10 protein-coding genes are annotated in these 12221 nt (G+C 41.0%); 2 read left to right on the top strand and 8 right to left on the bottom strand.

The genetic code is table 11. The features are described from left to right. Nucleotides 1-22 precede the first annotated feature (22 nt). From QK255_RS00245 to QK255_RS00220, 6 genes are all read right to left on the bottom strand, one after another. Nucleotides 23-1105, bottom strand: coding sequence for a BMP family lipoprotein (locus QK255_RS00245; protein ID WP_002291111.1), 1083 nt, complete (start codon nt 1103-1105; stop codon nt 23-25). A 65-nt stretch (nt 1106-1170) separates the two neighbouring features. Beyond that, complete coding sequence (locus QK255_RS00240; protein WP_002341105.1) at nt 1171-1569, bottom strand: cytidine deaminase; 399 nt, start codon at nt 1567-1569, stop codon at nt 1171-1173. Between the two features lie 18 nt (nt 1570-1587). Further along, the gene (gene deoC / locus QK255_RS00235) at nt 1588-2250 is read right to left on the bottom strand and encodes a deoxyribose-phosphate aldolase (protein WP_002291107.1); all 663 of its coding nucleotides are present in this window, start codon (nt 2248-2250) and stop codon (nt 1588-1590) included. A 46-nt stretch (nt 2251-2296) separates the two neighbouring features. Beyond that, complete coding sequence (locus tag QK255_RS00230; protein WP_192960807.1) at nt 2297-3598, bottom strand: pyrimidine-nucleoside phosphorylase; 1302 nt, start codon at nt 3596-3598, stop codon at nt 2297-2299. A gap of 140 nt (nt 3599-3738) precedes the next feature. Further along, a complete protein-coding gene (locus QK255_RS00225) occupies nt 3739-4755 on the bottom strand; it encodes a LacI family DNA-binding transcriptional regulator (protein WP_002291103.1) in 1017 nt (338 codons plus the stop codon). 308 nt (nt 4756-5063) lie between these two features. Continuing rightward, the gene (locus tag QK255_RS00220) at nt 5064-5669 is read right to left on the bottom strand and encodes a class I SAM-dependent methyltransferase (RefSeq protein WP_002341106.1); all 606 of its coding nucleotides are present in this window, start codon (nt 5667-5669) and stop codon (nt 5064-5066) included. A gap of 195 nt (nt 5670-5864) precedes the next feature. On the opposite strand from QK255_RS00220, the gene coaA reads away from it, so the two are divergent. Both coaA and guaA read left to right on the top strand, forming a co-directional pair. Beyond that, a complete protein-coding gene (coaA, locus tag QK255_RS00215; protein WP_002288627.1) occupies nt 5865-6788 on the top strand; it encodes a type I pantothenate kinase in 924 nt (307 codons plus the stop codon). Between the two features lie 58 nt (nt 6789-6846). After that, the gene (guaA, locus tag QK255_RS00210) at nt 6847-8412 is read left to right on the top strand and encodes a glutamine-hydrolyzing GMP synthase (RefSeq protein WP_002298578.1); all 1566 of its coding nucleotides are present in this window, start codon (nt 6847-6849) and stop codon (nt 8410-8412) included. A 490-nt stretch (nt 8413-8902) separates the two neighbouring features. Here guaA and QK255_RS00205 read toward each other — a convergent pair whose 3' ends face one another. Then, nucleotides 8903-10534 carry a glycoside hydrolase family 53 protein gene (locus QK255_RS00205; protein ID WP_016628848.1) on the bottom strand — a complete coding sequence of 544 codons (1632 nt, stop codon included), beginning with the start codon at nt 10532-10534 and terminating at the stop codon, nt 8903-8905. A 13-nt stretch (nt 10535-10547) separates the two neighbouring features. Further along, nucleotides 10548-12221, bottom strand: a complete 1674-nt coding sequence (locus tag QK255_RS00200) for a PTS lactose transporter subunit IIBC (RefSeq protein WP_002288634.1) — start codon at nt 12219-12221, stop codon at nt 10548-10550.

Genomic DNA, 12221 nt, shown 5'->3' with positions numbered 1-12221 from the left:
TAACAAGGCTATAGAAATGGTTTTAGTTTTCTTCAGGAGTTTCTGGAACTTTTACGTCACCTGAAATGATTTTTTCTTTTGCTTCATCCACTGCTTTTTTCGCTTCATCAGAAAGTTGTCCTTCTGTTAGACCAACACCGTCTTCTTTCAATCCATAAACGGTGTGTTCACCACCAGGGAATTTACCGTCAGCTGATTTTTGTGCCAAATCTTCTACTACTGTTCCAACTGCTTTCAGTGTAGATGTCAATGTGAAGTTTTTCTTTTCGCCGTTCAATGTGTATTCGCCTTCGTCTGATTGGTCGCGGTCAACACCGATAACCCAAACTTTTTTGTCGCCTGATTCGTTCAATGATTTTGCTTCTTGGAATACACCGTTACCTGTACCACCTGAAGCATGGAAGATGATATCTGCATTTTGTGCATACATACCTTGAGCAATTGAACGTCCTTTATCTGGAGCAGAGAAGTCACCAGCATATTGGTTCAATACTTTGATTTCTTTTCCTAGTTCTTTCGCACCTGCATCAACACCGGCTTTGAATCCAGCATCAAAACGATCGATTACTTCACCTTTTACGCCGCCGATAAAGCCGACTACGTTCGTTTCAGTCGTGTAAGCTGCTGCAATCCCTGCAAGATAAGAAGCTTCGTTGTCTTTGAATGTTGCAGATACAACGTTATCTAATCCGTCAATCACATCATCGATGATAACGAAGTTCGTACCTGTATTGTTTGTTGCTTGTTCTTGGATCGCTGGTTTTAGTTTATAACCAATACCAAAAATCGTTTTGAATCCAGCATTCAATGCTTGGTCGATATTTGGGATATAATCTGATTCGTTTGAAGATTGGAAGTATTGGAAGCCATCATTGCCTCGTGAAAGACCTTGATCTTTCCCCCATTTTTGTAATCCTTCCCAAGCTGACTGGTTGAATGAACGGTCGTCTACACCACCTGTATCTGTGATCAATGCTGCAGTTGTTGTGTCTGATGAGCTTTTGCCACCGGATGAATCAGTAGAGCCGTTGTTGCCGCATGCACCTAAAAATAACCCTGCTGCTAGTGCGACAGCACCTAAACCAAATAATTTTGCTTTTTTCATTTCTGTAAAGCCTCCTAAAATAATTGTTTTATTTTTCAACAGTCAGCTGACTGAATGAACATGAGTTATAGATCTTTTTCAGTAAATGCATAAGGCAGTAGTTCTCGAACGGTTGTTGCCTTCGTCACACCATCGTCTCCCACTAGCGTAACCGGCATATCAGGAACACAGAACTCTGCCATTACTTGCCGACATGCACCACATGGAGAAATAGGATCAGGGGTGTGCCCTGCTACGACTAAGTGGGTAAACGATCTTTCTCCTTCTGATACGGCTTTGAAGAAAGCTGTGCGCTCGGCACAATTCGTTAATCCAAATGATGCATTCTCGATGTTGATACCTTGATAAATCTTGCCTGATTCTGTTACGAGACAAGCACCTACCGGAAAATGGGAATAAGGAACGTATGCTTTATCTAACGCTTCAATAGCTGTGTTGATCCATTCTTGTTTGAGTTCTGCCATGAGTTTCTCCTTTGAAAATTAATAGCCTTCGCCAGTTGAACCAGATACGATTGCTACTCCTGCGCTTGTTCCGATTCTTGTAGCACCCGCTTCGATCATTGCCATTGCTTCTTCTTCGTTATGGATACCGCCAGAAGCTTTGACGCCCATTTCTGGTCCTACCGTTTCACGCATCAAACGGACATCCTCTACCTTTGCACCACCCGTTGAGAAACCAGTTGATGTTTTGACAAAATCAGCGCCTGCAGCTTTTGCTAATTCGCATGCTCGGATGATTTCTTCTCTATCTAATAAAGATGTTTCGATGATCACTTTGACAAGTGCACGATCTTTTGCTGCTTCAACAACTGCTTCGATATCTTTTTGAACTTTTTGATCATCTTTTGATTTCAACGCACCGATATTGATGACCATATCGACTTCATCTGCGCCGTTATTGATGGCATCTGTCGTTTCAAATGCTTTTGTCTCGGATGTGTTTGCTCCTAAAGGAAACCCGATCACTGTACATACAGCTACTGGCTCACCTTGTAATTGTTCTTTTGCTAGCGCAACCCATGCTGGATTGATGCAGACAGAGTAAAAATGATATTTTTTCGCTTCTTCGATAATTTGCATCACAGCTTCTTTAGATGCATCTGCTTTCAAAATAGTATGGTCGATCATTCGGTTTAGTTCCATTTCTTTTCCCCTTTTCTTTCAAACGGTAAAATCCGCTTTTTTCCTTTTATTCTGTGATAATGTCATGAATCAATGTTGGCTTCATTGCTGACTCGCCAATTTCAATATTTTTATATAATAATTCAATAACAGAAGAGATTTCTTTATCATTACTATAGATTGTCAATAATGACTCGCCCTTTGTCACAGTGTCACCGATTTTTTTATGCAGTTTCAATCCAACTGCGTGATCAATATCGTCTTCTTTGGTTTTACGCCCAACACCTAGCATCATTGCAGCAATTCCTAATTCGTTTGCCACGACTTTTGACACGACTCCGCTTTGTTTAGCAGGAAGCTCCATTGTGTAACGTGCAGTCAAAATTCGTTCTGGTTGTTCCACGATCGTTGGGTCTCCCCCTTGATTTTGGATCATTTCTTTGAATTTTGCTAACGCTTTACCTGATTCCAGAGCTTCTTGAAGCAACGTTCTTGCTTCATCGATTGTTTTAGCTTTGCCAGCAAGAACAACCATTTGGCTTCCTAAGGCGTAGCACATTTCTACTAGATCTTCTGGACCATTTCCTTGTAATGTTTCGATTGCCTCGACAACTTCTAGACTATTTCCGATTGCTTCGCCAAGAGGTTCTGACATATCCGAGATTACCGCCACTGTTTCTCGGTTCGCTAGTTTGCCAATGCTTGTCATGGTTTTTGCCAGACGTCTTGCATCTTCGATATTCTTCATGAAAGCACCGTCTCCAGTGGTCACGTCCAAAACGATTGCATCTGCTCCTGCCGCAATCTTTTTACTCATGATCGAACTGGCAATCAGCGGAAGAGAATCGACGGTCGCTGTGACGTCACGCAAAGCGTACAATTTTTTGTCCGCCGGTGCCAAGTTTCCTGATTGACCGATTACTGCTACTTTGCTTTCATTGACAATGCGCACGAATGCTTCATCCGAAAGCTCGATCTGAAATCCGGGAATTGCTTCTAGCTTATCTAATGTGCCACCTGTGTAACCTAGACCGCGTCCAGACATTTTAGCCACTGTCACTCCGACACTAGCTACTAGGGGGGCTAAAATCAATGTGGTCGTGTCACCAACGCCACCTGTCGAATGCTTATCTACCTTTATTCCTTCAAGAGAACTCAAATCGATGACATCACCAGAATTAGCAATCGCCAATGTTAAGTTCGTGATTTCTTCATTTGTCATGTCTTGATAAAAAATTGCCATCAATAATGCACTGACTTGATAATCTGGAATCTTTCCATTCGTATAGTTCGTGACGATGTACTCGATTTCCTCTTTCGACAGCTCGTTTCCATCCCTCTTTTTTTCAATCAGATCCACCATTCGCATTGCCTGATCCTCCTTGTCTTCATTCGGTATTATACATTATTTTTAGGAAAGGTAAACCACTTTAGTAAACTGGTTTACTAAAAATAAAAAAAGCACTAACTCGCCTTTGTAAATGCTTACATAAGCAATATACCGCCGAGTTAGCCCTTTGTCAATACTTTTACGCTCTCACGAATAATTAATTTTGTTTCGAACACTTTGTTCGGAACTTTTCTTTGAGGAAATTCGATCGTATCGATTAGGAAACGCGCAGCATAAAATCCAATATCAAAACTTGGTTGCTGCACTGTCGTCAATTGCGGAATCATGTATTCTGACAGCTTTAATCCATCGAATCCTATGACAGAGATATCTTCTGGGATTTTTTTGCCCAATTCATCTATCGCCTGATAGCAGCCGATCGCCATGGCATCATTCCCGCAAAAAATAGCCGTGATATCTTTATGTTTGAGTAGTTTTTTTGATGCAGTATAGCCACCTTGGACAGTCAACTCTCCATGTTCAACAAATTTCCCATTAAAAGGTAGGCCATGATCTTTCAGCGCATGACGATATCCGTTGAAACGTTCTTCTAATTGATAATATCCAGTGGTTTCCTTCAGCATGCCGATCTTCGTATGGCCGCTTTCAATAAATAGTGAAACGGCTTGATAGGCGCCCTCATATTCCTTTACGATAAGCCGTCCGTTATCCCGACGATTCAATCCGCGATCGATTAAAATAATCGGCATTTTTTGATAAAATCCGCTGTCTAATGCATATTTCTCAGGTAAAATATTTGGTGTTGCCAGCAAGATCCCATCCACTGAGCGGTGGGAAAGCTCTTGTAAATACTTGATCTCATTTTCTTGGCTATGACGAGAATTGCATAACATGATCACATAGCCCAAAGGATTCAAATAGCTCTCTACACCTTCGATCAGTTTGGAGAAGAAGAAATCAGTGACATCAGGGACGATCATTCCGATGGTCTTTGAATGTCGATTGATCACATTTGAAGCGAAATAATCGGGTTTATAATGATGTTCATTCACGATCGACAACACTTTTTTTCTTGTCTTATCACTAAATCGGCTTCCTTTGTTATTCAAAATCTGTGAGACAGTTGTTACTGATACCCCTGCCATTTCTGCAATATCTCTGATGGTCAGCTTCACCCTAGTGGCTCCCTTCTATCTAAATTCCCTATCAGTGTACCAAAACCCCCAAGAAAAGAATAGAGAAAAAAAGAAAGTATGTTTTTTGATAAAAATCTCCTTTATCTACCAACTTGGCAGCGTTCTATACAAGTTCTGTATCTTATTTATTTTATCGTAAAAAACAACGACTCTGTTCCTACTATTTCTTTTTGAAGAAAAAAATAGTTCTTTGTTTTTAAAAACTTCTCAACAAAAAAAGAACTGATACGTACCCTTACATGCACGCCCAGTTCCACTTTTTCGTCGCTCTATTATTTTTCAGCTAGTTATTCTTTCACACTTTTGATAATATAATATCCTTTATCTTTTGTGACGATTTCTGCATTGCCAAATGTTTCTTCCATCTTCTTTTGCGCACTCGGCGCTCCTTGTTTCTTCTGGATCACAATTGTCAGTGTACCGCCCTGCTTCAACCGAGGATATGCGCCTGTCAAGATTTCATGTACGACTTTTTTTCCAGCACGGATTGGCGGATTGCTGACGATAGCTGCATAGGTTTCTTCATGAAGTACTTCATAGATATTCGATTGATGGATGTCCACTTGTTCGATTTGGTTACGCTTTGCGTTTCCTAGCGCTAGACTCACTGCTCGCTCATTAATGTCGACCATTTCAACAAACCGTTGTGTCGCAAATGCCAAAGCTAGCCCAATCGGTCCATACCCGCATCCCACATCTAAGATCTTTCCTTCATCAGGTAACTCTTCCCAATCAAAAGCATCAATCAGGACACGTGAACCATAATCCACTGTTTCACGTGAAAATACACCAGAATCAGTTACAAATTGAAAGGTTCTGCCTTTTAACTCAAAAGCCCATTGTTCAAAATCGTGCGCCGTATCTGGGCGTTCAGAATAGTAATGATTTGTCATGTCTTCCATCCTTCTCTTTTCTTTCATGTCAACAGTCTATCCTTTTATGTATCCGTACGCAAGTCAAGAATAAAACTCCTTTTCTTTCTATTATAAAGATTGTACAAAAAGATTGGCAATCTCTCTTAAGTGGTGGGGTTTGTGTTTATTTTGTGTTAAAATAGTTCCATTGATGGGAGAACGCAGGAGGCTAATATGAATGATCCAATGAACTACTACCGTGTGGCAAGAGAAGAATGGCGAGAATTTTATCGTAATGGGCAAGCACCTTTGACACAAGATGAACTAGATAATATCAAAAGTTTGAATGACCGTATTTCCATGCAGGATGTTCGAGATATCTATGTACCTCTTGCTCATCTGATATATCTATATATGAAAGAATTCGAATCTTTGTTCTTGAGTAAAGGTTTATTTCTTCATAAATATGTAGAAGTACCGCCTTTTATCATCGGGATTGCCGGAAGCGTAGCCGTTGGAAAAAGTACCACAGCCAGACTGCTGCAGACGATTTTGTCTCGTACCTTCAAACGAAGAAATGTTCAGCTGATCACGACTGATGGATTTCTTTATCCAAATCGTATATTAAAAGAGCGTGGAATCATGGATCGCAAAGGATTTCCTGAAAGTTATGATATGGAGATGCTGATCGACTTCTTGAATCGTGTAAAATCTGGTCAGGAAGAGATAAAAGTACCTGTTTACTCACATGATGTATATGATATCATTCCGGATAAGTACGAGCTGATCCAGCAACCTGATATCTTGATCGTTGAGGGGATCAATACGCTTCAATTACCTGCGAATCAGCAAATCTACGTCAGCGACTTTTTTGATTTTTCTGTCTATGTCGATGCCGATCCCGTGCTGATCGAAAAATGGTATTTGGATCGTTTTGGCGCGTTACTGGATACGGCTTTCCAAAATCCAGAGAATTATTATTATCGTTTTGCTATCGGAGATCGTGAAGAAGCCTTTAAAATGGCAAAAGATGTATGGAAAAATGTGAATTTGAAAAATTTACAGGAATATATCTTGCCTACACGAGGAAGAGCCGATATAATTCTCCATAAAACTGAAAATCATATTATCGATTCGATTTTCATGCGAAAATATTAGCATTTTAAAATAGTTTGACTATTTTGAGATAAAATTTAAAGGGATAGGGGTAATAAATTTGACAAACGTTGCCGATATGACGAACGTTGAAAAGATTATCGTATTAGACTACGGTAGTCAGTATAACCAATTGATCACAAGACGTATTCGTGATCTTGGAGTCTTTTCCGAATTATTGAGCCACCGCATTACTGCAGAAGAAGTAAAAGCGATGAATCCAAAGGGAATCATTCTTTCTGGCGGACCAAACAGTGTATATGATGAGAATGCATTTGGGATCGATCCTGAGATCTTCAATTTAGGTATTCCTGTATTAGGGATTTGCTATGGTATGCAATTGATCACATACAAACTTGGCGGTTCCGTAGAGCCTGCTAAAAACCGCGAATATGGGAAAGCCTTGTTAGAAGTAACAAGCGATCAAGCTGTCTTGTTTAAAGAAACACCAAAACAACAAACAGTATGGATGAGCCATGGTGACTTGGTAACTAAAGTTCCTGAAGGCTTTGAAACAGTCGGAACAAGCAAAGATTGTCCGATTGCTTCTATCCAAGACACAACACGTAATTTTTATGGTATCCAATTCCATGCAGAAGTACGTCATTCCGAATACGGAATCGAATTGTTGCGCCACTTTGCCTTTGATGTTTGCCACTGTGAAGGTAACTGGACAATGGATAACTTTATCGATATGCAAGTAGAAAAAATCCGTGAACAAGTTGGTGACAAAAAAGTCTTGCTTGGTCTCTCAGGCGGCGTTGATTCTAGTGTCGTTGGGGTTCTTTTACAAAAAGCGATTGGTGACCAATTGACATCTATCTTCGTTGACCATGGTCTGCTACGCAAAGGCGAAGCGGAACAAGTAATGGAAAGTCTAGGCGGAAAATTCGGCTTGAACATCATCAAAGTCGATGCAAGAGATCGCTTCTTAGACAAGTTGAAAGGTGTATCTGACCCAGAACAAAAACGTAAAATCATTGGGAATGAATTCGTATATGTTTTTGATGACGAAGCAACAAAACTTGCTGGTGAAGAAGGCGTCTCTTTCTTGGCACAAGGAACGTTGTATACTGACGTTATCGAATCTGGTACAGAAACAGCACAAACTATCAAATCTCACCATAATGTAGGTGGACTGCCAGAAGATATGCAATTTGAATTGATCGAACCATTAAACACACTATTCAAAGACGAAGTCCGTGAATTAGGTACTCAATTAGGCATGCCTGATTCAATCGTTTGGCGTCAGCCATTCCCTGGCCCTGGTCTTGGTATTCGTGTTCTTGGCGAAATCACTGAAGACAAGCTAGAAATCGTACGCGAATCTGATGCTATCTTGCGCGAAGAAATCGCAGCTGCTGGACTTGACCGTGATATCTGGCAATATTTCACTGTTCTTCCAGGGATCCGCTCTGTCGGTGTTATGGGTGACGGACGTACTTACGACTACACAGTCGGTATCCGTGCGGTGACTTCAATCGACGGAATGACAGCTGACTTTGCCCGTATCCCATGGGAAGTCTTGCAAAAAATCTCTGTACGTATCGTAAACGAAGTAGCCCACGTCAACCGTATCGTGTATGACATCACTTCTAAACCACCAGCAACAGTGGAGTGGGAATAAAGAGCCAACATAATATGGAGGGGGAATCCCTATAAATCAACATTCTTCAATAGCTAAAATGCTTGATTTTCATTAAAAATAAGATGGTTCCCTACCAAAAGAGACTATAATATAAGTTAATTTGTTTCATTCTTATCATAAAAAGAAGTTCTCGAAAAACGAACTGTTTTCCGAGAACTTTTTTCTATCCATCTAAGTGCTCAAATCATATTCACGACGGAATTCTAAGGTTACCCTTTCTTAAACAAACTTTATGTTATCTGCACAACTTTTTGCAATTTTTTCATTGCTTCTTACGAAATCGTTGAACTCTCTTTAGCATAATACAAAGTGTAGATGAAGTCTGGTGCTTTACTCGTTTTGGTAAAAATGATTGGAAATCGTTTCTGGTTATTTTTGGCAAAGGCGAGGTGCAGGTTCGATTCCTACCTTCTACGCTAACGATGTGGCTGAAGGGAACCTCCGATCTTGAATCGAAACGATCCGCAGTCTATTGTTTCACCAATGAAACAAAATCAACGTTCGTCCAAGCATTTCCTGAAGCCTTGCTATAAACCCCAATTTCACAAACACCTGTTGTAATTGGAATGTCTTTGATTGTAATTTTTGTCCATTCACTTGTTTTAACAACCGCAGTATTTAGTTCCGCTCCACCATAATTTTTGATATATAACTGATTAGTATCAAACTCTCCCCCAGACATTACATAGGCACTCAATGTGTAAGTTCCTTTGCTTATGCCACTAACATTTTGATAAGCTGATGCCTCGTATGCTTGATCCTGCCAAAAAGTTAGTTTGTAATCCCCACAAAAAGTGCCCGCTTCCGTTTTGATCGTACCCTTAGCGGTTCCTTGTTGAAACCAGGTTTGCCAATTGGAAGGACTGGTCGTTGGTCCATCGCTTTCGAAACTTGCATTTTTAACTAGATTTATTTTCGCCCCTGCTTGTTTAAACGCACGCAAGCTTGGCAAGGCGTTTCCAGCAAAATCAAACATCGCCTGGTTGTCCCATTCGTTTCCCATAGTGGATTGAACACTGAGATAATTCATACCTGCTTGTGTTGCCCAACTCACATTTCCGTTGTACCAAAGAGGTTCCCAATAGAAGAAGCCCGCCCCGCGATTATTCGGTACTGCCTGAATCCGATCGGCAAGATCCAGCAAATACTCTGCTTGTCCTGTCGGTGTTGGTTCATATCCCCCCGCAGCTGCTTCGGCTTCGCCAAAAGCATTTGGCATAGTATCGGCATTCGCTGTTGTATGCCCATAAGCTGTTTCAACTACGATCACTTCTTTACCATACCGTTGGCTGATCGCATTCATATTGGTTTGAAGTTCATTCATTGAACCGTGCCAATACGGATAATACGACACTCCAATTAAATCAAATGACACACCTCGACTCGTGATTTCATCAAACCACCAAGTAAATGCTCCTGTATCGCCACCATCAGCTAAGTGGAGCATTACTGGAGTTGTTTTAGGTTGAGTGTCTCGAACAGCTTGGATACCAGACTTCAAAAAAGCAGCCAATCGATCAAATTCTCCCCCGCCTTCTCCCCAAGACTTGCCATAAGGCCAGAGCATTCCGCTATTCAGTTCATTGCCGCTCTGAACCATATCAGGATAAACGTCCAGCTGCTTCATTTCCGACAGAACGTTCTTTGTATAGTCGTACAATGCCGTATTCATTTCTTCAAAGGTCAGACCTTGCCATGCTTTAGGAAGATTCTGTTTCCCAGGATCAACCCAAAAATCACTGTAGTGAAAATCCAGCAGCACCTTAAGTCCCAGATTTTTTGCTCGTTTTGCAAGGTCAATCGTCGTTTCCAGATCATTTGTCCCTGCTCCATAACTTTCTCCATTACTATTATAAGGATCCTGCCACAAACGCAGTCGAACATAGTTGACACCATTATTTTTTAAAATCTCTAAGGCATCTTTTGAAATATCGTCTTCATAATATTTTGCACCAGATTTTTCCATATCTGACAGGATCGAAATATCTGCTCCGCGAATAAATTCGCTGGCAGATGCTTCAACAGTTTTTGAAACAGCCCCCAAAGCCCCTAAAACAGCTGCAAATAAAACAGCTTTACGCAACCAAATTCCCATTTTCATTATGGCTCCTCCTTTATTGAAATTGGTTCAGAATAAACTGAACAGCTTTTTCAGGATCTCTCGTTAATCCGATATATTCTGCTCCCTTTGTCGCAACCAGCTTGATTCCTAAGCGATCGGTGTCTTCTTTGATATCATCATAGTAAGAATTGACTTGCGGTGCTAAGACCACCATATCAAAATCCTGCAGCATTTCGTAATGAGAACCATAAGCACCCGCCATTGCACTGATCGGTGCTTTCGATTCAGATGCACCTTTTTTTAAAGCATTAGCTAACATCGCACTTGTCCCTGCGCCAGCGCAAAGTACCAACACATTGATTTCTTTATTTGCATCGCTGATAACTTGACTCGCTGCCACAGGTACTTCCTCACGTACATCGGCAGAAGCACCTTCCTCGGTTGCGATCACCTCTGCTTTTTGTGCTTCTTTCTCTACTAAGACAGCATCGTATGCTTTGCAAAATGGTAGATAAATCAGGAAGTCAACGACGATTAGAACCGCTGCTAGAACAAAAGCTAAGATACCCATGCCCGTTCCTAGAACCAAACCGATCGGTGCTGGAGTTGCCCAAGGCAAAACGTACATAAAGCTGTTCATGCCCAATACATCGACAAAAAACTTGAACAGGCAAACGTTTACAACAGGTGTTAACAAAAATGGAATAAAAAAATAAGGGTTCAAAATCATGGGTGCTGCAAATAGCAATGGTTCGTTGACAGCGAAACTTACTGGAATAAAGGAAGCTTTCCCAACTGCCTTCAACTGCTTAGACTTAGCAAAGAGTAGGAAGATAAAAGGAACGACCAATGTTGCCCCAGTTCCTCCCATAGTTCCTACAAAATTCCCTAAACCCACCGTCAGTACTTTAGAAGCTTGTTCACCGGAATTGAACAATTGCAGATTGGTTTCCACATTGGCATAGATAATTGCCGCAATTGCCGGCTCCACGATCGACGGTCCATGAACACCGACAAACCAAAACAGCGCCATCGCTCCCCAGATAATAGCGATTCCTAAGTACCCGTCAGCTGCTGTAAATAGCGGCTGCAGCACCGTAATGATTGCTTCTGCAAATGAGATTTGGAAGATTTGTCGAATGCCTAAATCAATTAAAACGGCCGCAAATACTGAAAAAGAGAAAGGAAAAATATCTCGGAAGGTTTGCGAAATCGTTCCAGGAACTTCTTTAGGCATTTTAATGGTAATATCTTTCAGCACACAAAACTTATATAAATTAACTGTTAAAAATGCAGCGACAAAGGAAGCCAGTAGTCCCTTTGTCCCCATATATTCCGTTGAAAATCCACCTTCAATCGGAGAGACGCTTAACAACAGGAAACTTACCACAGAGGCCAGCATCACAGAGGTGGTGTTGATTACTTTGTTTTTCGGTAAGCGACGATTCATCGAATCAGCCAAGCAGCGAGCAGTGGTTGCTGAAACGAGTAACCCTACAACACCCATCGAATAATTATAGACTTTCCATAGCCATGTGGAGACAGATTCAGGCCATTGGTAGCCAAAAATCTCAGGAACCGCAGCAATCAAAATGAAAATGCTTGAAAATAAAATAGCCGGCATCGCTGTTAAAAATCCGTCACGAACGGCTCCTAAATAACTATTACGTGAGATTTTTTCAAAAAATGGTTTCCCTTTTTCGATTTGTTTAATGATTCCATCCAT

Origin of the sequence: Enterococcus sp. ZQ21 (genome assembly GCF_030053755.1) — a bacterium.
Classification (GTDB): domain Bacteria; phylum Bacillota; class Bacilli; order Lactobacillales; family Enterococcaceae; genus Enterococcus_B; species Enterococcus_B lactis.
Note: the sequence above shows the minus strand (reverse complement) of the source record. Positions and strands in the feature narration are given on the sequence as shown.

What these genes read in the sequence shown, in the direction of transcription:
- QK255_RS00230 (WP_192960807.1), bottom strand. Translation starts at nt 3,598, where the DNA reads ATGCGAATGGTGGATCTGATTGAAAAAAAGAGGGATGGAAACGAGCTG.
- QK255_RS00200 (WP_002288634.1), bottom strand. Translation starts at nt 12,221, where the DNA reads ATGGATGGAATCATTAAACAAATCGAAAAAGGGAAACCATTTTTTGAA.
- QK255_RS00220 (WP_002341106.1), bottom strand. Translation starts at nt 5,669, where the DNA reads ATGACAAATCATTACTATTCTGAACGCCCAGATACGGCGCACGATTTT.
- QK255_RS00240 (WP_002341105.1), bottom strand. Translation starts at nt 1,569, where the DNA reads ATGGCAGAACTCAAACAAGAATGGATCAACACAGCTATTGAAGCGTTA.
- deoC (WP_002291107.1), bottom strand. Translation starts at nt 2,250, where the DNA reads ATGGAACTAAACCGAATGATCGACCATACTATTTTGAAAGCAGATGCA.
- coaA (WP_002288627.1), top strand. Translation starts at nt 5,865, where the DNA reads ATGAATGATCCAATGAACTACTACCGTGTGGCAAGAGAAGAATGGCGA.
- QK255_RS00245 (WP_002291111.1), bottom strand. Translation starts at nt 1,105, where the DNA reads ATGAAAAAAGCAAAATTATTTGGTTTAGGTGCTGTCGCACTAGCAGCA.
- QK255_RS00205 (WP_016628848.1), bottom strand. Translation starts at nt 10,534, where the DNA reads ATGAAAATGGGAATTTGGTTGCGTAAAGCTGTTTTATTTGCAGCTGTT.